Genomic DNA, 22,230 nt, shown 5'->3' on the forward strand with positions numbered 1-22,230 from the left:
CAGCAGGAGCATGATCAGCGCGCTCCCCAGCAGGGGGAAGGCGAAGAGGATCAGCGCCGACTGGGTGAGGATCGTCCACGAGAAGATGTCCAGGTTCGCCCAGGTCACCTCCTCACTGCGTTCGGTGAAGATGGTCGCGATGAAGTTGATCGCACCCATCGTCGCCGAGACCCCGGTGAGGTGCAGGCCGAGCATCATCAGGTCGGCCCCCATCTGGGTCTGTTCGACCGACAGCGGCGGGTACATCACCCAGGAGGTCTGGGCGGTGCCGATGCCGGGGATGAGGAAGCCGCCCCAGACCAGCAGTGCGCCGGGTGGGAGCAGCCAGAACGCGATGGCGTTGATCCGCGGGAACGCCATGTCGTCCGCATCGATCAGCAGTGGGACGAAGTAGTTCGAGAACGCCGCCAGAATGGGCGTCCCGAACAGGAACAGCATCGTGATCCCGTGGCTGGTCAGGATGGCGTTGTAGAAGCCGTTCTCGACGACGGCCCCTGCCGGGACGATGAGTTGGACCCGGATGAGGAAGGCCATGAGGCCACCGACCGCGAACGCCAGCACCCCGTAGGTGCCGTACAGCATTCCAATGTCCTTGTGGTCGACGGTGGTGAGCCACCGCACGATTCCGCCGGGCTTTTCTTCGTGCCCGTACCCTGTCTCCTCGCCGATCGCGCCGCCACCGGCGAGTGGCGTGTACGAGCGCCAGTCCTCGATCCGTGTCAGCAAGGCCGCCACGGCGATGAGGAAGACACCCATCAGCACCGTTAGTGCGAGCTGTTCTGCAGCCATTGATACTCGACCTTCAGGACTGGGGGATAAAGAAAGATTCCCTTTGGGTCACCCCGAACCTGTTCGTCCGGGGACGGCGCGCCGACACAGCGCCATCTCGAAGTCGGACAGCGTGGAGAGTCGGCGTCCGCGAGAGAAGAGAGATCGGAACCGATCAGGCGGAGTGGTCTTCGTCGCCGTCCATCTCGGCCTCGGCCTCGGAGATTGCCTTCCCGGAGTAGTAGGTCAGGATGGCCAGCAGAACGAACGAGGCGATCAGGATGCCGAACTGGAGCGACGAGATGACGTTGTCCCACCCGAACGGGTTGACCAAGCCGAAGGCCACGATGAAGAACAACAGGATGCCAAGCGGGATCATGTTGACCGTGAGGTCGAGGATGGTTTCGCGGTCGAATGTACTCGGGAGCATACTATCGGGTTTGCAGACGACGATAAATAGGTTGTCGGAATCGTCGCGTCGACGGCCCGGTCGTCGCGGTTACCGGGCGTCGACGTTCCGTTCGAGCGCCTGCACCGTTCCCCCCGCAGCCAGCAAGAGGATTCCGGCGACCGCCACGGCGAGCGCGCGCGGGACGAGGAGCCCGAAGTCACCGGGTGCGGCGATCACGCCGACCAGCACGCCGGGGTCGACGCCGACGCGCCAGGCGACGAGGCCGATGCCGATCACCGCGAGGACGCTGCCGAAGGCCAGCAGGGAGCCCCACAGCGTGTCGACGTACTCCGACTCTTTGAGGATGCCGGCGACGCTGCCGCCGAACAGCAACAGGCCGCCGACGGCGATCGAGAAGATGCCGACGATGATGCCGACTTCCGAGAGTACGAACCCGAGCGCGACGAACATGGGCCACGGGCTGGCTTTCCGGTACTGGTCGCTCAGGCCGGGGTCCTCTTCCATACCCCTACATGGGCCCGAGACGTAAAATGGGCATCGAAACCCCGAGCCGCCGACTCGGAACCAACATATTCACTACCACCCCCTTCTAACGCCCGACCATGAGCGACCGTTCGGAGGACGTGTCACGACGGGGTTTCCTCATGGCGACGGCGGGCGGCGCTGCGGCCGCCGGCGTCGCGGGCACGGCGGCTGCCCAGGAGACCACGCAGACTGGCGGCACCGCGACGGCGAACGGGACGGCAACTAACGGCACCGCGGCCAACGGGACGAGCGCCCCAGAAGGCACCGAGGGCGGCGGTGGCGGTGGCGGCGGTGGCGGCATCCCCGACCTCGGCGGCTACCTGGACGACGCCAACACCTACGGCGGGAGCGTCACCGACAAGACCGGGCAGAGTACGGTCACGGTGCAGGTGGGTGCCGGCGACGGGTTCGCGTTCAGCCCCGCGGGCGTCAAAGTGGACAACGGCGCGACCGTCCAGTGGGAGTGGACTGGCGAGGGTGGCGCGCACAACGTCGTCGCCGACGAGGGGCCGATCGACTCCGGGTCCGCGGTCGGCGGTTCGGGCGTCAAGTACGAACACACCTTCGAGGAGGACGGCATCTACAAGTACTACTGTAGCCCGCACCAGGGCCAGGGCATGCTCGGCGCGGTCGTCGTCGGGACGGACTACCCGACCATCGAACCCGAGAGCGGCGGTGGCGGTGGCGGCCCCGCCCTCCCCGGCAGCGCCAAGACCATCGGCGTCGCGACGGCGCTGGTCATGAGCGCGTCGCTGGGCCTGTCCTACATCTTCATGAAGTACGGCGGCGACTACGAGACGCCCGAATAGGGCGTCCCGCTACACGGACGTGTCGACGGTGTGAATTTCGAGATCGACCTCGCGCTGGCGGCCTTCGAGGTCGGCGACGATGCGCTCGACGACGCGTTCGGCCTCGGCCTGGATCTTCGGTTTCACCTTCTCGATTACCCAGTCCATCGAGACGAATCGCGGGAGGTCAAGCACCCCCGAGTCCGCCGAGTCCGGCCGGAACGTGACGGTCAGCCGCACGCGACAGGCGTGTTCCTGGCTGTCGGCGCGTTCCTCCGGGATCGGTTCGACGGTCCAGTGCCCCTCGGCGTCGATGTCTTTCGTGATCTCCCAGTCGATCCGGTTCGGCGGGTCGGTGTCGGTCACCTTCGAGTGTGCAGTGTAGGTGAGTTTCCACCAGGCGAAGGTGAGGAAGTAGCGCGTCCCCGGACTGCCGTCGCCGTCGCTGCGGACCTCCTTGAGGTACTTCGAGTAATTGGCGTACCCAGGGAAGTCCTCGAGAAACTCGTAGATCTCCTCGGGCGGCAGGTAGACGACGGTACTGACCTCGACTCTGTCCACACAGTCCCTGGGACCGACCGCGCCGTAAGTATTCCGCAGTTCGACCTCGGCGAGTAAATCGAACGCTTCTATTCGGGGGCCGATCAAGTGCCCGCTGTCATGACCGAAACGACTGACGTGTGCATCGTGGGTGGCGGCGTCGCCGGACTGAGCGCGGGCGTGTTCACCGCTCGACACGGACTGGAGACGACAGTCGTGAACGACGGCGAGTCGCTCCTCCGGCGGAACGGCCATCTGGAGAACGTCCCCGGCTTCCCCGCCGGCGTGAACGCGCGGCGGTTCCTCGACCTCCTCCAACAGCAGGCCGAGGACGCGGGCTGTGCCTTCCACGAGGGAGAAGTGACGCAGGTCGCCGTCGACGACGAGGGGTTCGACGTGACGACGGCCGCTGGTGACCAGTTCTGGGCCGACTACGTCGTCGCGGCGACGAAGAACACGGTGGAATACCTCCGGGGGATCGAGGGCCTGGGGTTCGTCGACCGCGGGAAGATGTTCGTCGACACCGACGAGCGCGGACAGACCGGCGTCGACGGGCTCTACGCCGCCGGTCGACTGGCCGAGAAACCCCACCAGACGGCTGTCTGTGCCGGCCACGGGGCGGAGGTCGCCGTCACCCTGCTGGAAGAAGACGACCGCCCCTTCTACCACGACTGGGTCGCGCCCGAGGGCTACTTCTCGGATCGAGGTCGGGACGTGCCGCCGGGCTGTGAGGAGATCGACGAGACCGAGCGGGAAGTGCGCGAGCGCGAGGCGATGGACGTGATGACCGACGCGTTCGCCGAGCGCCACCCCGGCGAGCCGACCCAGCACCCCAGCGTCGCCGACGACGGTGACTGAATCCACGCCGTAGTTTCTTCCCCCGGGCGGTCGTATCACCGGTGGAGGTAGTATGAGCGACCTACGACTGGAGAGTCCGGCCTTCGAGGACGGGGGCCGGATTCCGGAGCGATACGGCTACACCGAGGACGACGTGAACCCGCCCTTGCACGTCGAGAACGTGCCCGACGGGACGGTGTCGCTGGTGTTGATCGTCGACGATCCGGACGCGATGGAGCCGGCAGGGAAGATCTGGGACCACTGGCTCGTCTGGGACGTCGACCCCGACATCGGTGAGATTCCAGAGGACTGGGCCGCCGACGACGCCACGGAGGGGCAAAACGACTACGGGGAACACGGCTACGGCGGGCCGAACCCACCGGATCGGGAACACACCTACCGGTTCCGACTGTACGCGCTGGACGAGACGCTGTCCCTGCCCACGTCGACCGACAAGGACGACTTGGAAGACGCGATGATGGGGCAGGTACTGGCGAACGCGCGGCTGGAGGGAACGTACGCGCCCTAAGAAATACGGATTTCACGCGCCCCACCCCCAGGGGTGCCAGGCGCGGTTCGGCCGGTTCGCTACCGGCGTGCGACGACCTTACTCCGAGAACTCTTCGTGTGCGAACACGGAGTCGACCTGTGTCGCACACTCGGTCAGCAGGGTCGCGGCGTCGGAGTACTGGAGGATCTTCTGCATGTCGCCGTCGAGCTCGAACTTGCCGGACATCATGCCGTCGACGGCGCCGATGTTGCCCCGGGTCAGCTCCACCCAGTTCTCGTAGGTGCCAGTGAGCTTGAAACCGTTGTCGACCTCCTCTTCGGATTCGATGAGGTACGCGTCGGTACACTCCCCGTCTTCGAGCCCGACGAACGTCTGCCCGGTGTACCCCGAGGCACTCTCGGAGACGTACTGATCGAGTTCGTCCTGGATGTGTTCGGGCATGGCCTCGACGTCGATGTCGTCGAGAGGCATGTCAGTCATCTTGAAAATGAAGTCGCCGTTGAAATCCACCCCCCAGCCAGCGGATTTCTCGGCGTACTCTTCGTTGCTGTTTACCTTCGCCTGATAGTCTTCGAACCATTCCGAACTCGGGAATATGAGTCCATCTGCCATAGCAACTCCATTTCAAACCCAACCCTAGTAAAAGTTCACGCGCAAATCTACGGGTGCTTTTTAAGCACCCCCAAATCGGGGGCTCTCTATGGAACCCCTACGGATTTACACCGCGGGGGCCAAGAGCGGATCATGCTTTCCGGAGTGAACGTCGCGCTCGGGGTCACCGGCTCCATCGCGGCGGTCAAGACCGTGGAGTTGGCCCACGAGTTGCGCCGCCAGGGGGCGTCGGTCCGGGCCGTGATGACCGACAGTGCCACGGGGATCGTTCACCCGTGGGCCGTCGACTTCGCGACCGACGAACCCGTGATCACGGAGATCACCGGGCGGGTCGAACACGTCGAGTTGTGCGGCCGCGATGGTTGGGCCGACGTGTTGCTGATCGCGCCGGCGACGGCCAACACCGTCGGGAAACTGGCGGCAGCCATCGACGACACGCCGGTGACGACCACGGCGACGACGGCGCTGGGTGCGGACGTTCCCGTCGTCGTCGCGCCGGCGATGCACGAACCGATGTACGACCACCCCGGCGTCCTCGAGACCATCGCCCGCGTCGAGTCCTGGGGCGTCGAGTTCGTCGACCCGCGCATCGAGGAGAGCAAGGCCAAGATCGCCACCGAGGAGGCCATCGCCACCGGCGTCGCCCGCGCGACGACACCCGACCCGCTGGCGGGCGACCACGTGATCGTCACCAGCGGCGCGACCACCGAGGCCGTCGATCCCGTCCGGACGCTCTCGAACCGCGCGTCGGGCAAGACCGGTCGGGCCGTCGCCCGCGCCTGCTACGTCCGCGGCGCGGACGTGACGCTCGTGCACGGTGTCGTCAGGTCCGGAGGACCTGGCGGCTCGTCGGGCTCCTTCGAGTCCGACGGTGGGGCAGACGTTCACTACGCCGACGTCGAATCGGTCGAGAGCGCCGCGGAGATGCTCGACGCTGTCCAGGTTCACGCCGACGACGCCGACGCGCTGGTCTCGGCGGCGGCCATCTCCGACTACACCGTTGACGCGGCCGCGGAGAAGATCAAGTCCGGGCAGGACCGGCTGACGCTCGAACTGACGCCGACGCCGAAACTGATCGACACCGTCCGGGAGGCTCACCCCGACCTGTCCATCGTCGGGTTCAAAGTCGAGACGGAGGGCGACGAGGAGACGTTGATCGAGCGTGCCCGCGAGACGATGGCGCGGGCGGATCTGTCCTTCGTCGTCGGGAACCGCGCGGCCGTGATGGGCGAGGCCGAGACGGAGGCGCTCGTGATCCGCCAGGATGGGGTCGACGAGTACGCCGGGAGCAAGGCCGGCCTAGGCGCGCGCGTCGCGGACGAACTCGCGAGCGAACTGTAGTTCCCGGATCACGGGAACGTGTAGCCGGGCTTTTGTGGCCGGCGACACGACAGCGAACCGACGTGACTGGCGAGCACGAACGGACTGGGGCGGCGTACGTTGAGATCGAAGGCGAACGACAGCTCCTGCTCCCGACGGCGCTCGACGCCTGCGAAGGATTCGAGCCGGTCGAGGTCGCGACCGACATGGCGTGTGCCGATAGCGGCCCGATCGACGGCCCCTGGACCGGGCTCGACCTCGGCGAACTCCTGACGGCCGCCGAGAGCCCACCAGCGGCCACACACGTCCTCGTGACCTGCCGGGACGGCTACCGGGTTTGCCTGGACGTGACCGACGCGCTGTCGGCAGTCCTGGCCTACCGCCGGGACGGCGACCCGCTCGACCCCGGCGAGATTCGCCTGGTCGGACCGGGGGTCGACAGCGGCCGGAGCGCGACGGGCGTCGTCCGGATCGAACCGGTGGCGCTGGAGGCCGACGACGATCCGGCGGATCTGGAATCACAGGCATCGGCGAGCGACCCCGCTGTCGAGCCGTGAGAGAGTCGGAACGCCTTTGCGGGACACCTTCGAGGCTCTCCCATGCTCGAGGACGTTACAGCCTTCGTCACTGGCGCGAGCCAGGGTATCGGCCGCGAGATCGCGATCAGCCTCGCCGACCACGGCGCGAACGTCGCCCTCGCTGCGCGGGGCGACGGCATCCACGACACCGCCGACGCCATCGACGCCCCCGACCGTACGCTCGCGGTCGAAACGGACGTGACCGACGAGGCGTCCGTAGAGGCCGCCATCGAGGAGACGGTCGACACCTTCGGCGGCCTCGACTGTCTGGTCAACAACGCCGGCATCGCCGGCCCGGTCCAGCCCTACGACCGCGTGGCGGAAGCCGACTTCGAGCAGGTGCTCGACGTGAACCTGATCGGTGCGTGGCGCTGTGTGAAACACGCCGGCGCGCACCTTCGGGAGAGCGACCAGGGCAGCGTCGTCAACATCGGCTCCATCGGCGGGAAACGCCCCTACGCCAACCGGACGCCCTACAGCGCCTCGAAGATGGGACTGGTCGGCCTGAGCCGGACGCTCGCCGCCGAGTTGGGCCGGGACGACGTGACGGTCAACGTCGTCCAGCCCGGGCCGGTCCAGGGCGACCGGATCGAGGACGCGATCCAGGAACAGGCCAAACTGGCCGACGTAGAGAACGCCGAACCCGCCAGCGTCGGCGGCGACGACTTCACCCTGCCCGAGTACGTCATCGACCCCGAAGACGTGGCCGAACAGGTGGCATACCTCGCCGGGCCTCACGGCCGGAAGATAACGGGCCAGGAGATCGCCATCGACGCCGGTGGGACCTGTTTCTGAGAGCGTGACTCGGACGAGCGGCGTTAGGGCCTCGTGGTCGCGTTCCCGGGAGCCCAGGCGGGTTTCTCGACCGGAGTCGCCGCCGTCCACACGTACTCGTCGTGGTACCTGGTGTTGGCCGTCTGCCAGGTTCGGTCGAGGGAGAGCACGCGTCCCGAGGCCGCGACGGAAACGGTCGCGTCGTACGTCGAGACGGGGCGCTGTCCGCGGTAGGTCCCGTTTCTCGCGACGAGCGTGGTCACGGTTCGGCCGTCCTGTTCGGTCACGTTCCGGACGTCGTAGTCGGCGTTCGACAGCGCCGAGCGCAGGATGCGAGCCTTGGTCGCCGCCGAGACGACCACCCGGTCGAGGGCGGCGCTCCGATTCTGCACGTTGACGGTGACATTGCCGTCCGGGGCGGCGACCCGGGAGACGAGGACCGACTCGTTGACCCAGTAGCGCTCGTCGAGGACGCCTGTCTCGTTCCCGCGGGTGGTCGTCGCACCGGCCGACCACCGGAGGTGTGAAGCCGTCGGAGCCAGGCGTGCCGTCTCGTTGCCGCGGATACGGATCGCGGTGCCGTCGACCGTTCCGTCGGTTCGAGTGGTCGTTCGCATCGTGGCACCGTCCGCGACGACGCTGCTTCGATGGGCGCTGACGAGGGCGGTCACGTTCGTCACACCGTCGGCCAACACGCCAGGTGGATACGCTTTCGCGTCGGGTACCGAATCGTTCGCCGGTCCATCGACGGTCGACGGGCGGTCGGTCGTCGTCGGGTCGGGTGTGGACCCGTCGGTCTGCGTCGGTGTCGCAGGGGCTACATCGGGCGCAGTGGTCGTGGTCTGTCCGTTCGGTCCGCTACAGCCGGCCGCCAGCAAGAGGGTCACGACTGCAACGGTCTGGAGGGCTCGTCGCACGGGGGGATACAGGGGCTTCTCGGATTTAAATCGGTTGCGACGGGCCGGTCTCGCCGCGCAGACACACTCTCAGAGCACGACCACGGCCACGACCAGCGCGACCACCACGAGGAACACGCCGAAGCCGATAGTGTCCTGTCGCGTGGCCCGGTCGACCGTCGCGTCGTCGATCATCGACCGCGGATCGCGGACGACACGGACCGTCACCCGGGTCGCACGGACCACGGTGCGGTCGACCGCGGCGTACAGTTCGGTCGTGGCGACGACGAAGCCGCGGGTGCCGTACAGCGAGCCGGGGTTGTAGAGCCGGTCGATGTCGGGAATCTTCGCCACTCGCGAGAGGGGCGTCTTCAGCAGGACGAACCCGATCACACCCGCGGCCGCCAGCGCGACGCCTTCGAGGACGTGTTTGAACGTGAAGACGGTGTAGTCGAGCGTGGCACCGCCGGGCAGAATCTCGTAGAGTGCCGGCGGATAGACGCCGAACAGGATACACAGCGCGGCGACGGCGATCATCGGGACGGCCTGCCCGACGCTGGCGTCCTCGACGTAGCCGTCGTACTCGCCGTGGACGAAGGCGTAGTAGCCGAGTTTGATGAACGAGAGGAAGGTACCGACGCCACCGGCGAGCAGGAGGTACCACAGCAAATTGTAGTGTTCCTCGTGGGCGGCGACGATCACCATGCCCTTCGAGACGAAGCCGTTGAAGCCCGGGAAGCCGGCGATGGAGAACGCGGCGACGAAGAACGTGATCGCGGTGATCGGCATCTGCCGACCCAGGCCGCCGAGTTTCTTCAGGCTCTCCTCGCCCGTCCGGTAGACGACGACACCGACGGTCATGAACAGCAGACTCTTGTAGAGGATGTGGTTGAAGACGTGGCCGAACGCGCCGGCGGTCGCGAGGTGACCGGCGATGCCGACCCCGGCGACCATGTACCCGACCTGTGACTGGATGTGGTAGGACAGCAGGCGGCGCATATCGTTCTGGAGCAGGGCCATGCAGGCCCCGAAGACGGCCATCGCCCCGCCCATGTACGCGATGGCGAGTTCGCCCTCCGGGAACGCCCGGTACATGCCGTAGACGCCGGTCTTGGTGGTGAACACGCAGAGGAAGACGCTGGCGGCGATGTGGGGCCGCGGGTAGGTGTCGGGGAGCCAGGCGTGCAGGCCGACGAAGCCGACGTTGACGCCGATGCCCAGTGCCGCGAGGACGGGCGCGACGGTGCCGGCCATCCCCGGTGTGTGCTGGACGCCCGGCAGGCTCCCGAACAGGAACGTGCCCACGGCGGCGTACTGCCAGATGATCGCGCCCAGCAGGAGCGTCCCGCCGATGCCGTGCAGGAGAGCGTAGCGGAAGGCCGCGCGAACGGCTTTCCCGCCGTAGTGCCACACCAGCAGGGTCGAGGTGACGGCCATCAGCTCCCAGAAGAAGATCAGGGTGAGCCAGTCGCCGGCGAAGACCGCGCCGAGACTGGTTCCGACGTAGGAGAGGGCGAAGGCCGTCTGGACGGTGTCGGCGTCGCTGGCCCACGAGTAGGCCACCGCGACCGCGCCGATGAACCCGAAGATCAGGCCCATCAGCGTCGAGAACACGTCGACGTTGAACAGCACTGCAGGGAAGGCACCGAACAGTTCGACCTGATAGTGGACGCCCTCGGGCACCAGCCAGACGTAGGGCACGACGACCGCCGTCGCCAGGATACCGAGCGCGTGGGCCGCAGAGCGACCGAGGTACTTCCCGACCAGCGGGAGCAGGAGCGTCGCCACGACGACGGGGACGAACGGCGGCACGACGGGGTCGACCATCAGACGCTCACCCCCGTCGCGCCGGCGACGATCAGGCGGACGATCCGGAGGAAGACAGCGAGGTCGGGGACGATCCCGAGGACGACCGACCCGGCCGCCGCGAAGCAGATTGGCCCGAGCATGAGCCACGTGGACTCCTCACCGGTCCAGCGGCGGTGTTGCCAGTCCAGGCGGTCGTCCTCGCCGTGGTCCTCGTCGAGTTGCCCGACCGTCTCCATGGTGTCCTGAATGCCCTGTCCCTCGTGGTCGGCCGCGAAGCCGTGGTCGTCCTGTTCGGCTTCCGACCCGTCCTCCGGGTCGCCCCCGTCGGAGCGAACTTCCGACGAGGAATCGCCGCCATCGGACCGTAGCGTCGCCGCCGCGTTCCCGAATCGACCGCCCAGCGGCCCCTCGACCAGCGGTTTGGGGTCGCGCTCGGTCGGCGACTCGAAGAAGGCGGTGTAGACGACCGGCCAGAAGTAGGCGATGTTGAGCACGCCCGAGACCAGCAGGGCGACCGCGTAGATCGTCCCGCCGGCCGAAACGGACCCGATCAGCAGGAAGTACTTGCTGACGAACCCCGCCACGAGGGGGATGCCGGCCATCCCCGCCGCGGCGACGGCGAACGCCCCCATCGTGACCGGCATGCGCCTTCCGATCCCGGCCATGTTGGAGATGTCGTCGGTGTGAGTCTCGACGTGGAGCGCCCCCGCACAGAAAAACAGGGTGAGCTTCATGAACGCGTGGGCCGGGATGTGCAGGAGGCCGCCTACGAGGGCGTACGCCGAGGCGTTGCCCGGCGACCCGACGGCGACGGCCCCGACGGCCAACCCGAGGACGATGTAGGAGAGCTGGCTCACCGTCGAGAACGCGAGCCGACGCTTGAGGTTGTCCTGGCGGAGGGCGATAACGCTCGCCACGACCAGGGTGAAGGCGGCGACGGCAGCGAGGATGGTTCCCATCCCCAACTCGCCGACGAGCCCCGGCCCGTAGATGTCCAGCACGAGGCGGGCGATGCCGAAGACGCCGGACTTGACGACCGCAACCGCGTGGAGCAGGCCCGAGACGGGCGTCGGCGCGACCATGGCGTCCGGGAGCCACGAGTGCAGCGGCATCAGCGCCGCCTTGACGCCGAACCCGCCCGCGAGCAGGGCGAAGGCGAGTCGGGCGATCATCGGGTCGGCGTTCGCGGCCGCCGCGAGGCCGTCGATGCCGCCGGCGGCGAAGGATACGTCACCGACCATCCAGAACACGAGGACGGCACCGGCGAAGACGGCGACGCCACCGCCGAAGGTGTAGGTGAGGTACTTCCGGCCGGCCGCGCGGGCCTCGTCGGTCTCGTCGTGGGTGACCAGCGGGTAGGTCGCCACGGTCAGCAGTTCGTAGAACACGAACAGGACGAACAGGTTGGCGGCGAAGGCGACGCCCACGGCCGAGGCGACGCTGGCCGCGAAGGCCGCGAAGTATCGGGTCTGGGCGTGTTCGTCCAGCCCGCGCATGTACCCCATCGAGTAGAAACTCGTGACGATCCACAGGAGGCTCGCGAGCAGGGCGAAGAGGAGGCCGAGCGGGTCGGCCATGAGCGTGAACTCGACGCCGGGCAGGAAGGTGCCCAGTCGGGACGCGTAGACGGTTCCCGAGAGGACGCCGGGGACCATGCTGGCGATGATGCCGAACGTGGACAGCGCGGCCAGCACCGTCCAGGACTCCCTGAGGTTGGGTCGTCGACCCGAGAGCAGGATCGGGACGATGGCGATCGCCGATACGAGTACGGCCGCGAGTGGTCGCAGTGAAGGCGTGATCTCGGTCATGGCAGGAGGATGTCGAGCGTCGGATCGAGCAGTTGTTCGAACGGAACGACCGCCGGAGCGAGCACGACGGCCAGGACGGCCGCCACGAGGACGGCGGCGTACATCCCCAGCGAGGGACGTCCGCCGTCGGCGACCATCGCGTCGGGCTGGGCCCCCGTGGCCTCACCCTCGGGGTGGTCGTCGGCGGCGGCCGGCTCGCGGAAGTACATCCGCTCGACGAGTCGGGCGAAGTAGGCCAGCGTCAACAGCGTCGAGGCGAGGATGATCGCCGCCAGGGGCCACAGCTGGGCCTCGACGGCCCCGAAGGCGATGTACCACTTCCCGACGAACCCGATCGTCGGCGGGACGCCGACCATCGCGAACGCCAGCACGGCGAAGGCTCCGGCGGCGTAGGGCATCCGCTCGCTCAGCCCCTCGTACTCGTGAATCTCGCGGGCACCCGTAGCGGTCGCGATCAACCCCGCGGCGAGGAACAGGCCGCCTTTCATCACGGCGTGACCCAGCAGGTGGACTGTCGCGCCGACCATCGCGGTCTGGTTCAGCACGGCCAGCCCCGCCAGCACGAGCCCGAACTGCGAGACCGAGGAGTACGCCAGCATGCGCTTGATCTCGGTCTGTGAGACCGCGAGCAGACTGCCCGCGACGATGCTGACGACGGCTCCGACGATCAACAGCGTCTGGGCCAGGTCGACCGCGGCGAAGAAGTCGGGGGTGAAGACCGTCAACGAGATGCGGATCAGCGCGTACGCGAACGTCGTCGAGACCAGCGCGGAGACGAACCCGCTGACGCTGTCGGGCGAACCGGCGTAGGCCTCGGGCTGCCAGGTGTGCAGCGGGAACACGGCGGTCTTGATGAACAGGCCGATGGCGAACAACGCGAACGCCGTCTGGACCAGTGTAGACTGGTAGCCCACCTCCGCCAGCATAGCGGAGAGGTCGGCCATGTTCAGCGTCCCCGTCCCGATGTAGGCGTAGCCGACGCCCAGCAGGTACAGCGACGCGCCGACGGTCCCGACGATCAGGTACTTCAGCGCGGCGACCGCCGACCGGCCCGAGTCACCGCTGGCGACCAGCGCGTAGGCGGTGAGCCCGGAGATTTCGATGAAGACGTACATGTTGAACACGTCGCCGGTGACCGCGACACCGGTCAGGCCACCGACGAGCAACAGGTAGGTCGCGTAGAACGGGTTCCCGCGCGGGCCCGCGGTGCGAGCGTACGCGAGTATCCCGAGCGAGACGGCCGCGATCAGGACGACGACCGAGGCCGACAGCCCGTCGATCACGAGTTCGATGCCGTAGAAGGCCTCGAACCCGCCGACGACGTAGCTGATCGGACCGGCCGTGAACACGCGGTAGGCGAGGTAGCCGGCAAGACCGAGCTGGGCGACGCCCGCCAGTGCGGCGATGGGCCACCCCGTCTTCGAGCGCGCGAGGCCGGCGAAGAGGACGACGACCGACGCCACCAGCGGCAGGGCGACGAGGAAGGGTGGCAGGTCAGTCATCGGACCGCACCTCCTGGAGCACGTCGGCTTCGAGCGTGCCGTACTCGTTGTAGACGCGGACGATGAGCCCGAGTGCGACGGCCGTGAGGCTCACCCCGACGACGATGGCGGTGAGGATCAACACGTGAGGCAGTGGGCTGACGAACGGGCCCGTCGCCTTCGGGCCGACGATCGGACTCTTCGCGCCCTCGACGTAGGCCGAGGCGATGAAAAACAGGAAGATACCGGTCTGGAAGATGTTCATGCCGATCACTTTCTTCACGAGGTTCGGGCTGGCGATCATCACGTACGCACCGATTCCCAGCAGGAGGGCGGTCCCGGCGTAGTACGACCGGGTGGCGAGCAGGTCGACCGGGCCGGCAGCGAGAGCGTCGATCATAGCAACCCCTCCCTGTCGTCCGGTTCACGGTCGGCACCGCCCTCGCCGCTGGCACCGGCCGCCAGCCCGAAGAACAGCCCGACGACGATGCCGGAGACGATGACGCCGATACCGATCTCGAACAGTTCGATGCCGTACTTCGTGAAGTGGTAGATCGGGACGACGTCGTACTCGAGGAAGCCGCCGCCGAGCGCGACGGTTCCGATACCGAGCAACAGCACGGCGGAGACGCCGACGCCGACGAGGGCGACGAGCCGTTCCGGCGTGATCCAGTCGCGTGTCGACTCGACGCCGAACGCGACCGCCAGCATCAGGATGACGGTGCTGACGATGACGCCACCCTGGAAGCCACCGCCCGCGGAGTCGGCCCCGTGGAACATGATGAACAGGCCGAACGTGAACACGAACGGCGCGACCACTCTGACTGTCGCCATGATGATCGGGCTCTCGACGTACAGCGAGCGGTTCGACTCGCCCGCTTCGACGGCGTTTCCGTCGCCGTTCCCACGTTCGTCGGCGCTCATGCGAACACCTCCCGGCCGAGGACGACCAGTAGCCCGACGCCGGCGGCGAAGACCACGACGGCCTCGCCCATGGTGTCGAACCCACGGTAAGCCGCCAGCACTGCCGTCACGGCGTTTTTGACGTGGGTTTGCTCGTACGTGTTCTCGAGATAGTAGTCGGTCACCTGTGACTGGGCGACGGGCGTCTCCGCCGAGCCGACCGGTGGGAGCGCCCCCAGCGTCGACGCGAGGACGCCGACGATCAGGACGGCGACGACGAGTCCCTTCGGGTCGAGGGACTCGAAGATCGCTTCGCCCGGCGGCCGAACGGTCTTCGCGATGGTGAGCAAGAAGAGGATAGTCGTCACGCCCGCGCCGACGGCCGCCTCGGTCAGCCCCACGTCGGGTGCCTGCAGGAGGACCCAGATCATCGCGATCCCGAGGCTGTAGGCGGCGAAGGCGATGATCGCGGCCAGCACGTCCCGCAGGACGGCGGTCGCCAGCGCGCACGCGACGACCAGCACGAGCAGGACGGCGGGAACGGCATCGATCACTCGCCGTCACCCCTGTCCTCGGAAGTCCAGGGCTCGATCCCCTGATCCGCGGCCGCACGAGTGATCGCGTGGGCCGCCGTCGGGTTGGTCAGGAAGAGGAAGACGAGCAGGAGGACGACTTTGACCGTCGGCAGCCCCGAGCCCAGCGCCGCGGCGGCGGCCGCCAGCGACAGCCCCGCGCCGAGCGTGTCCGTCTTCGAGGCCCCGTGTGCCCGAGTGTAGAGGTCGGGCAGGCGGAGCAGACCGACGGCGGCGACGATGCCGAAGAAGACGCCGCCGACGAGCAGAGCGATGATCGCACCCTCGTAGAGCGTGACCATCTACATCACCCCTCCGCGCTCGACGGTGAACTTCGAGATGGCGATGCTCATCAGGAAGTTGAGCAGGGCGTACACGAGCGCGATGTCGAGGACGCCCGGGGAGTCCAGCGCCGCGGCGAACAGCGCGATGATGACGACCGTGTTCGTCCCGACGACGTTGACCGCGATGACCCGATCCTGCATCGTCGGGCCGCGGACGATCCGGTAGAGGATGACCACCGACAGGACGACGTAGGCCCCAGCGGCCACGAGCAAGGCGTCGGTGACGAGCGTCACGACTCCTCACCTCCGTCGTCACCACGCTCGCGCGGGCCGGGACCGCGGGCGGCCGCCCGGCCGTAGAAGACGAACCGGACGGCGCGTTCGAGTCCGCCGTCGAGCAGGTCCTCGCGGGAACTCTCGGTGAGCGTGTGGACCGTGAAGTGCTGTCGGGTCACGTCGACCGTCAGCGTCCCCGGCGTGAGCGTGATGCTGTTGGCCAGCGTCGTCACCGGAATCTCCGACCAGACGGCGGCGTCGAACTCGACCACCTCCGGATCGATTGGGAGACTCGGGTGGAGGACGACGTACGCCACGTGGAGGTTCGCGACCACGATCTCGTAGAGCAGGTACGGAGTGAAGACGAGCATGCGCGCGAGGCGTGCGACGAGTTGGCCGGGCCGGACCGGGCCCGTCAGCGAGATGCGCCACAGGACCGTGGCGACGATGGCGGCGCTGATCGCGCCGGTCACCAGATCGAAGGCGGCCAGTGAACCGCCGATGAGCAGGTAGAAGCCGTAGGAGAGGGCGGCGAGCAGGACGAACTGGCCGAGGCCGGCACGACGGACGAGTCGGTCGCGGCGCGTGCCGCGCTCGACGGGTGCCGTCTCCACGACGAGCCCCGCGCGTTCGAGCTCGGCTTCGAGCGGAGGGAGCAGCGGCGTGTTCTCGCCAGGGTTGAACTCGGGGTCGAGGAGGACGGCCTCGATCCCTTCGTCGCGGGCGTAGTCGGTCAGCAAGTCGACGTAGTCGCCGGGACTGAACAGATAGTCGTCGACGCCGATCAGTTCGGTCTCGACGGTGAGATCCGGGTCGTCCTCGCCGAGGTCCTCGCCGGCCCAGACCGCGACGCGTTCGAGCAGCTCGCGGGCGCTCTCGATGTACTCCTCGCCCGCGACCCGGCGGGAGGCCGGATAGACGAAGTGGACCGCGTCGTAGCGGTCCTCGCCCTCGACGGCGTTGCGGACGGCGTAGGCCACCGTATTCCGGAGCGTCGGGGACTCGCTGACGGGCACGAGCAACTTCTCGCCCGTCACGGTCGCCCCCCCGCGGTCGCGGGCCACCGGACCGCCGACCGGCCTGGCTCGGCCGCTGGATAGTTGACAGCAGTCACTGTTGTCGTGATGCCCATGGCAGGTCCGAATCAAAGCCATTGTGTTTTCAGATGGGCAACCCGGACCGAACCACGCCGGAATCGGCGTCGGCGACCGGCCGACCGACCATCTCGCGACCGACCTCGACCCGTCGCGATCCCAGAATAGTGACATGTTATAGCGGCGCACGGATCGGATCGCGCCGGCTGGCGAGGTGGTCGCGGAAACCCGGGGACGGGAGAACTGCGTATCGACAGGTAGAACGCCGTGAGGGGGGTGTAAACGGCCATTAAAACAGTGCGAGCCTTTATGTAAAGCCACCGCCTTGTCAGACTGTAAGCACGCCCGCTCCCCACGGGAACGCCGTCCGTCCGGGTGATTCGAGTCCGGCCGGGACGACCCCAATGGCGCGCGTGCCCCCATACCCACCCCACCCATGCAACTGAAACAGTTACTCTCAGACGACGACGCCGTGAGCCCGGTCATCGGGGTCATCCTGATGGTCGCGATTACGGTCATTCTCGCCGCAGTGATCGCCACGTTCGTGCTCGGTCTCGGTGAGCAGGTGAGCTCCACCGCACCGCAGGCGAGCTTCAACTTCCAGTTCGAGGAGGCACAGGACAACACCGACGGCGTTCTGACGGCGACTCACGACGGCGGTGACTCCATCAAGGCAAACCAATTGTACCTGCGAGGGCAGAACGGCTCCAACGCGAAAAGCAGCTTCGGGTACGACGTTACGTGGAGCGATATGATCGGAGGACCGAGCGGATTCGGTGCGAGCAGTGCCATTTCCGGCTCTGCGAGTGGCGAGGTCGGAAGTACGAGTGCGGTGACCGGTGGTGACTTCCTGGAGTTCCCGGTTGGAACGGATGGGCAGATCCGACTCATCTACGAGTCTCAGCAGGGCGACTCCTCGGCAACGATCAGCACCTGGGAAGGCCCCGACGCGTAACCGGCCCGTTATTTTCTCGTTTTAATCAGCGATCACAATCCGCTGTCCCGCAATTTTCCCCGGACTTTTTTCTCACTACAACCAGACATTAATGGCTCCTTATGTCGAGTCAAAATGAATAAGTAATGGTCAGAATAACAGGTTCTCCATGCAGGTACGCCAACTGCTGCAAGACGACGACGCAGTCAGCCCGGTCATCGGGGTCATCCTGATGGTCGCGATCACGGTCATCCTGGCTGCCGTCATCGCATCGTTCGTGCTGGGACTCGGTGGGAGCCAGCAACAGACACCGCAGGCCTCGTTCTCCTGGGACTACACCAACAACAGCACCTACAGCGTGGATGGTTCCGGTGTAGTCGAAGTTAGTCACGATGGCGGTGACTCCATCAAGCAGAACGAACTCGTGTTCCGTGGTACGGGTTACACGGACCCGGTCCGGAGTGGTATCACAAACCGTGGTACCGACTACGTCCAAATCACTGATACTGGAAAAAACTGGGACGGTGCGAACGCTTCTGGTAGCATCGGCGACACTTCCGCCGTCGTCGGCGGTGACACCATCAATATCGGTGCCGAGAGCGACTTCGAGTTCTCCCTCGTCTGGGAACCCCAGGAAGGCGACACGTCCGCTACCCTCTCCGAGCAGAACGGTCCCGACGCGTAGTCCCCCTGTTCTCCCCGATTTAAGACGACCTTAACCCATGCCCTCAATCACTCGTTTTTCCGTCCGGCAGAGACCGATTTCATCGCTGAGTTGACCCGAATGTATAATACAAACACCAAGTAACAGGTGTGGTATGCAGGTGCGTGAACTGCTACGAGACGACGATGCAGTGAGTCCGGTCATCGGGGTCATCCTGATGGTCGCGATTACAGTCATTCTTGCCGCCGTGATTGCCTCGTTCGTGCTGGGGCTCGGCGGGAGCCAGCAACAGACACCACAGGCGTCGTTCTCCTGGGATTACAATAACGTCACTGGAACGGACGTCGGAGAAGGGATTGCCGAAGTGAGCCACGACGGAGGCGATTCCATCAGGCACAACGAACTGTACTTCCGTGGCACTGGCTACGCAGATCCGACTGACGGATCACCCCCAACTGGCGTGACAGCGATCAGTACGGGCAGTGATTATCCGCAGATCGTGGATTCCGGACAGCAATGGGCCGGTGTAAATGCATCCGGCAGCATCGGCGACACTTCCGCCGTCGTCGGCGGTGACACCGTCACTATCGGTGCTTCAAGCGACTTCGAGTTCTCCCTTGTTTGGGAACCCCAGGAAGGCGACACCTCCGCCACCCTCTCCGAGCAAACCGGCCCCGACGCGTAACGGCGCATTAATTTCTTCTTTCGGTGCAACGGCCGATTACGCACTTGTTTGTCGACAGGACTTATTTTCGTTATTTTGTTCCTGGAACACTTCACTCGGCCGTTGAGTCGACCCGAACGTATAAGTTAAGGAGTAAGTAACAGGTTCTCTATGCAGGTACGCCAACTGCTAGAAGAGGACGACGCAGTCAGCCCGGTCATCGGGGTCATCCTGATGGTCGCCATCACGGTCATCCTGGCTGCTGTCATCGCATCGTTCGTGCTGGGACTTGGCGGCAGCCAGCAACAGACACCACAGGCATCGTTCAGTTGGGAGTACAACAATGTTACAAATTCCGATGTCGGTGAAGGTCTCGCAGAAGTGAGCCACGACGGCGGTGACTCAATCAAGCAAAATGAATTGGTGTTCCGTGGCACTGGCTTCGTGAACCCATTCGACGATGCAGGTACCGGTAGCGGGAATCCGTTCGGAGCGGACCGTGCCCAGATAACGAGCGCTGGCTCAAACTGGGACGGCGCGAACTCCTCAGGTAGCATCGGCGACACTTCCGCCGTCGTCGGTGGCGACACCATCGGAATCGGAGCGTCCAGCGACTACGAGCTCTCCCTCGTCTGGGAGCCCGCGGAAGGCGACACCTCCGCCACTCTCTCCGAGCAGACGGGTCCCGACGCATAACTAAACACCACTTTTCGTTTTCTTCACGCCGACCAGCGACGGCCATCGAGTCGTCACACCCGCGTCAGGTTTATGCCCCCGTTACACCAGTCACAGAGTAGATGGATCTCGGCTCGTCCGTGCCGTACGTCGCGGCGGCGGTGATTCTCGTCGTGACGCTGGCGTCCGGTCCGCTAGCCATAGCCGACCGCCCGGCCGAGCAACCCACCCAGATCGGAACGGGCTCGGTCACGATCAGCGACGTTCGACTGCCGGAGACGGCCACACTCCGGCAGGGCCAGTTCGGCGAAGCCAGTTACTACGTGCAGGTGCCCCCGGCGACCGTCGTCTTCGACGGGATCGAGGGCCGGCCGATCCTGACCTACAAGCTGGAGATCGCTGCACTCGGGTACACGCGCGAGTCGGCGTTCTTCCTCGGACCGGACACCGGCGAGCGGATGCAGTTCTCGCTGGAGCGTGACGAGCTCCCACCCGAGGACGTACGAAACGATTCGTACGCGGGCGTGTTGCGCGTCGTCGAGCGAGCCGGTGAGGAGTCGCGGGTCGTCGCAGAACGGAACGTCACAGTCCGGGTGCGACGATGAGTACGCTCGACTCGGGACTCACGGCGCGACTCGCGGCGCGGACCGAGACCGTCCGGACCGTGCTGTGGCGGTTGCTGTTCGGCGATCGAGTCGGGCTGGCGCTGTTCCTGACCGGACTCTGCTTTTTCGGCCTCTACTGGCGGATGGGGATCTACATCACCGACGGGAGCGCCATCGCGAACACCCTGGTCAACGTCGCCGACGGACGCGTCGTCCTGACGGAGGTACCCTACGGGAGCGGACTGGAAGCTCCCGGGACATACGTGGGCAACGACGGGCCGGTCGGACGCAACTACGGAATCGTCGTCCTGGCGGTCCCGGTCTTCTACGCGCTCCAGGGACTCGGGGCGGTGTTCGATCTGGGTGTGGTGTTGATCGGCGTCTGGTCGCTGGCGCTGGTCGGGGCCGTGACGACCGTCGGCCGGCTGGTCGAACGCGAGTGGGTCGTCGTCGGCGGGAGCGCGCTCGCGGTGGTGGCGTTCGTCGCGAACGTCGCGTTCGCGACACCGGTCGATCCGGGGCTGTATCCAATCCTCGCGCTGCAGATCGTCGGCATGCTCGCCGCCGTCCTCTCGGGCGTGTTCTGCTACCGGCTGGTGGCGTGCCTGCACGGCCGACGGATCGGGGTGGCTGCCGGGACTGCCGTGGTGCTGGCCACGCCGGTCGCCTTCTGGGCGGCGCTGTTGAAGCGCCACTCCTTCACCGTGCTGTGCATCGCGGCGGCGCTGTACGCGCTGGCCCGCAGTCGCACTGCGGACGAGCACAGCGAGACACGTCGGTTCCGCGCGCTGGCGTCCGTTCCCGTGGCACTGCTGGCGTGGATCCACGCCGCGGAGGCCCTGCTCCTGTTCGCACCGCTCGTCGTCGTCGACTTCGCGACGGCCGATCGGAACGACCGGCGGACACTCGCCGTGATCGCGGGCACGTTCGCGCTCTCGCTGGTCCCGTTTTTTCTCACGAACCTGCTCGTCTCGGGGAATCCCGTCGAGCCGCCGCGCATGCTGCCGTCCTACAGCGCATCCGCGGGTCTCGACCTGAGTGGGGGTGGTGGCGGGGGTGCCGTACTCGACATTCCGATTCCGATCGTAGGCGGACTGGTCCGGATCGCGCTCAGATTCGTCTCGCTACTTGGCGAGGGGGTCGTGGTCGCCTTCACCGATCCGGTGCGGCTGCATCGGGTTTTCCTCCGTGGCGGCTACCTCTCCTCGGTCGCGTTCCGGGACGGGTATCAGGCGATTCGATTGACCGTGCTCGAATCGGCACCGATCCTGGCTGGCTTCGCCGCCGCGCCCGTCGCGGCCGGTCTCTGGATCCGCCGCCGGGGTCGGACCGCCCTCGGCTCGTCCCTCCGGTCGCCGACTGGCGTCGTCGACACCGTCGCGCTCGCGTCGGGGTTGCTGTTCGTGTTCCTCTTTCTCCCGCGACTCCCGGTCCACGCGCAGGTCACCGTCCGGTATCTGCACCCGCTGTACCTGCTGGGCGTGTACGGCCTCGCCAGGGTGCCCGCAATCCGGTCGGCCGTGACCACCCACTGGCGGACGACCGGGCTGGCCTACGGCGGAACCGTCCTGATCGGCGGCCAGCTCGTCGTCATCGTGCTGGCGGCTATCGACGCCGGACTCGGCGAGGCCGTCCAGTTCCACGCCCTGCTCGCGCTGGCGGCCGCGACGAGCCTGGCGGCCTGGGCCGTCGTCAGAACCCTCTCGGATACCGTTCCCGAGCGCGCGGGCGCGGCGCTGGTGAGCGTCACGGCGGGTGCCGGCACTATCTTCGTCCTGCTGTCGGGGATCGAGTACTTCGCCTACGCCGGGGAGTTCGCGCTCCCGGTCGTCAGGTGGCTCTCGGCGGCGCTGCCGCTCGCGTGACGGGCATCTTTTAGTCGTCGGGGGCAAAGTCGCGC

27 protein-coding genes are annotated in these 22,230 nt (G+C 66.6%); 12 read left to right on the top strand and 15 right to left on the bottom strand.

Annotated features, from left to right (window positions below):
* The 3 genes from EAF64_RS20035 to EAF64_RS20045 all read right to left on the bottom strand — a co-directional run.
* Nucleotides 1-789: cbb3-type cytochrome c oxidase subunit I (locus EAF64_RS20035; RefSeq protein ID WP_193767782.1), on the bottom strand; the 789-nt coding region annotated here is incomplete at its 3' end.
* A 154-nt stretch (nt 790-943) separates the two neighbouring features.
* Nucleotides 944-1,198, bottom strand: coding sequence for a DUF6684 family protein (locus EAF64_RS20040; protein ID WP_129070756.1), 255 nt, complete (start codon nt 1,196-1,198; stop codon nt 944-946).
* Between the two features lie 69 nt (nt 1,199-1,267).
* The gene (locus tag EAF64_RS20045; protein ID WP_129070757.1) at nt 1,268-1,684 is read right to left on the bottom strand and encodes a DUF7541 family protein; all 417 of its coding nucleotides are present in this window, start codon (nt 1,682-1,684) and stop codon (nt 1,268-1,270) included.
* Between the two features lie 98 nt (nt 1,685-1,782).
* Between EAF64_RS20045 and EAF64_RS20050 the strand changes: the two genes are divergently transcribed.
* Nucleotides 1,783-2,514 (top strand): halocyanin domain-containing protein, encoded by a 732-nt coding sequence (locus EAF64_RS20050; protein WP_129070758.1) that lies wholly within the window; start codon nt 1,783-1,785, stop codon nt 2,512-2,514.
* A gap of 9 nt (nt 2,515-2,523) precedes the next feature.
* On the opposite strand, the gene EAF64_RS20055 is transcribed toward EAF64_RS20050, so the two are convergent.
* Nucleotides 2,524-3,054, bottom strand: a complete 531-nt coding sequence (locus EAF64_RS20055) for a type II toxin-antitoxin system RatA family toxin (RefSeq protein ID WP_129070759.1) — start codon at nt 3,052-3,054, stop codon at nt 2,524-2,526.
* A gap of 99 nt (nt 3,055-3,153) precedes the next feature.
* Here EAF64_RS20055 and EAF64_RS20060 point away from each other — a divergent pair, with 99 nt between their 5' ends.
* Together EAF64_RS20060 and EAF64_RS20065 are read left to right on the top strand one after the other, a co-directional pair.
* Nucleotides 3,154-3,891, top strand: coding sequence for an NAD(P)/FAD-dependent oxidoreductase (locus tag EAF64_RS20060; RefSeq protein WP_129070760.1), 738 nt, complete (start codon nt 3,154-3,156; stop codon nt 3,889-3,891).
* 52 nt (nt 3,892-3,943) lie between these two features.
* Complete coding sequence (locus tag EAF64_RS20065) at nt 3,944-4,399, top strand: YbhB/YbcL family Raf kinase inhibitor-like protein (protein WP_129070761.1); 456 nt, start codon at nt 3,944-3,946, stop codon at nt 4,397-4,399.
* Nucleotides 4,400-4,477: 78 nt separating this feature from the next.
* Here the strand turns inward: EAF64_RS20065 and EAF64_RS20070 are convergent, their stop codons facing one another.
* The gene (locus EAF64_RS20070; protein WP_129070762.1) at nt 4,478-4,993 is read right to left on the bottom strand and encodes an SCP2 sterol-binding domain-containing protein; all 516 of its coding nucleotides are present in this window, start codon (nt 4,991-4,993) and stop codon (nt 4,478-4,480) included.
* A 132-nt stretch (nt 4,994-5,125) separates the two neighbouring features.
* On the opposite strand from EAF64_RS20070, the gene coaBC reads away from it, so the two are divergent.
* The 3 genes from coaBC to EAF64_RS20085 all read left to right on the top strand — a co-directional run bounded on the left by coaBC (nt 5,126) and on the right by EAF64_RS20085 (nt 7,686).
* Nucleotides 5,126-6,334, top strand: coding sequence for a bifunctional phosphopantothenoylcysteine decarboxylase/phosphopantothenate--cysteine ligase CoaBC (gene coaBC / locus EAF64_RS20075; RefSeq protein ID WP_129070763.1), 1,209 nt, complete (start codon nt 5,126-5,128; stop codon nt 6,332-6,334).
* 62 nt (nt 6,335-6,396) lie between these two features.
* Nucleotides 6,397-6,870, top strand: coding sequence for a molybdopterin-dependent oxidoreductase (locus EAF64_RS20080; protein ID WP_129070764.1), 474 nt, complete (start codon nt 6,397-6,399; stop codon nt 6,868-6,870).
* Nucleotides 6,871-6,912: 42 nt separating this feature from the next.
* Nucleotides 6,913-7,686 (top strand): SDR family NAD(P)-dependent oxidoreductase, encoded by a 774-nt coding sequence (locus EAF64_RS20085; protein WP_129070765.1) that lies wholly within the window; start codon nt 6,913-6,915, stop codon nt 7,684-7,686.
* A 23-nt stretch (nt 7,687-7,709) separates the two neighbouring features.
* Here EAF64_RS20085 and EAF64_RS20090 read toward each other — a convergent pair whose 3' ends face one another.
* The 10 genes from EAF64_RS20090 to EAF64_RS20135 form a co-directional block, all read right to left on the bottom strand.
* Nucleotides 7,710-8,582 carry a hypothetical protein gene (locus tag EAF64_RS20090; RefSeq protein WP_129070766.1) on the bottom strand — a complete coding sequence of 291 codons (873 nt, stop codon included), beginning with the start codon at nt 8,580-8,582 and terminating at the stop codon, nt 7,710-7,712.
* Between the two features lie 69 nt (nt 8,583-8,651).
* Nucleotides 8,652-10,388, bottom strand: coding sequence for a Na(+)/H(+) antiporter subunit D (locus EAF64_RS20095; RefSeq protein ID WP_129070767.1), 1,737 nt, complete (start codon nt 10,386-10,388; stop codon nt 8,652-8,654).
* Complete coding sequence (locus EAF64_RS20100; RefSeq protein ID WP_129070768.1) at nt 10,388-12,178, bottom strand: proton-conducting transporter transmembrane domain-containing protein; 1,791 nt, start codon at nt 12,176-12,178, stop codon at nt 10,388-10,390. The genes EAF64_RS20095 and EAF64_RS20100 overlap by 1 nt, the downstream gene beginning before the upstream one ends.
* A complete protein-coding gene (locus tag EAF64_RS20105; protein WP_129070769.1) occupies nt 12,175-13,680 on the bottom strand; it encodes a monovalent cation/H+ antiporter subunit D family protein in 1,506 nt (501 codons plus the stop codon). The genes EAF64_RS20100 and EAF64_RS20105 overlap by 4 nt, the downstream gene beginning before the upstream one ends.
* Nucleotides 13,673-14,059 carry a cation:proton antiporter subunit C gene (locus EAF64_RS20110; protein WP_129070770.1) on the bottom strand — a complete coding sequence of 129 codons (387 nt, stop codon included), beginning with the start codon at nt 14,057-14,059 and terminating at the stop codon, nt 13,673-13,675. Before EAF64_RS20110 ends, EAF64_RS20105 begins: the two co-directional genes overlap by 8 nt.
* Nucleotides 14,056-14,583: an MnhB domain-containing protein gene (locus tag EAF64_RS20115; protein ID WP_129070771.1), complete on the bottom strand. Its 528-nt coding sequence runs from the start codon at nt 14,581-14,583 to the stop codon at nt 14,056-14,058. Before EAF64_RS20115 ends, EAF64_RS20110 begins: the two co-directional genes overlap by 4 nt.
* Entirely contained in the window at nt 14,580-15,116 is a 537-nt protein-coding gene (locus EAF64_RS20120; protein WP_129070772.1) for a DUF4040 domain-containing protein, read from the bottom strand. Before EAF64_RS20120 ends, EAF64_RS20115 begins: the two co-directional genes overlap by 4 nt.
* A complete protein-coding gene (gene mnhG, locus EAF64_RS20125) occupies nt 15,113-15,436 on the bottom strand; it encodes a monovalent cation/H(+) antiporter subunit G (RefSeq protein WP_129070773.1) in 324 nt (107 codons plus the stop codon). Before mnhG ends, EAF64_RS20120 begins: the two co-directional genes overlap by 4 nt.
* Nucleotides 15,437-15,712 (bottom strand): cation:proton antiporter, encoded by a 276-nt coding sequence (locus EAF64_RS20130; protein WP_129070774.1) that lies wholly within the window; start codon nt 15,710-15,712, stop codon nt 15,437-15,439.
* Complete coding sequence (locus EAF64_RS20135; protein WP_227739070.1) at nt 15,709-16,758, bottom strand: monovalent cation/H+ antiporter subunit E; 1,050 nt, start codon at nt 16,756-16,758, stop codon at nt 15,709-15,711. The genes EAF64_RS20130 and EAF64_RS20135 overlap by 4 nt, the downstream gene beginning before the upstream one ends.
* A 466-nt stretch (nt 16,759-17,224) precedes the next feature.
* Between EAF64_RS20135 and EAF64_RS20140 the strand changes: the two genes are divergently transcribed.
* From EAF64_RS20140 to EAF64_RS20165, 6 genes are all read left to right on the top strand, one after another.
* Nucleotides 17,225-17,743 (top strand): type IV pilin, encoded by a 519-nt coding sequence (locus tag EAF64_RS20140; RefSeq protein ID WP_129070776.1) that lies wholly within the window; start codon nt 17,225-17,227, stop codon nt 17,741-17,743.
* Nucleotides 17,744-17,891: 148 nt separating this feature from the next.
* On the top strand, nt 17,892-18,407 hold the full coding sequence (locus EAF64_RS20145; RefSeq protein WP_129070777.1) for a type IV pilin: 516 nt from the start codon (nt 17,892-17,894) through the stop codon (nt 18,405-18,407).
* A 133-nt stretch (nt 18,408-18,540) separates the two neighbouring features.
* On the top strand, nt 18,541-19,071 hold the full coding sequence (locus EAF64_RS20150; RefSeq protein WP_129070778.1) for a type IV pilin: 531 nt from the start codon (nt 18,541-18,543) through the stop codon (nt 19,069-19,071).
* Nucleotides 19,072-19,221: 150 nt separating this feature from the next.
* Nucleotides 19,222-19,746: a type IV pilin gene (locus EAF64_RS20155; RefSeq protein ID WP_129070779.1), complete on the top strand. Its 525-nt coding sequence runs from the start codon at nt 19,222-19,224 to the stop codon at nt 19,744-19,746.
* Nucleotides 19,747-19,847: 101 nt separating this feature from the next.
* On the top strand, nt 19,848-20,330 hold the full coding sequence (locus EAF64_RS20160) for a hypothetical protein (RefSeq protein ID WP_129070780.1): 483 nt from the start codon (nt 19,848-19,850) through the stop codon (nt 20,328-20,330).
* The gene (locus EAF64_RS20165; RefSeq protein ID WP_129070781.1) at nt 20,327-22,195 is read left to right on the top strand and encodes a hypothetical protein; all 1,869 of its coding nucleotides are present in this window, start codon (nt 20,327-20,329) and stop codon (nt 22,193-22,195) included. The genes EAF64_RS20160 and EAF64_RS20165 overlap by 4 nt, the downstream gene beginning before the upstream one ends.
* The last annotated feature ends 35 nt before the right edge of the window (nt 22,196-22,230 follow it).

Origin of the sequence: Halorientalis pallida (assembly GCF_004118325.1) — an archaeon.
GTDB lineage: Archaea > Halobacteriota > Halobacteria > Halobacteriales > Haloarculaceae > Halorientalis > Halorientalis pallida.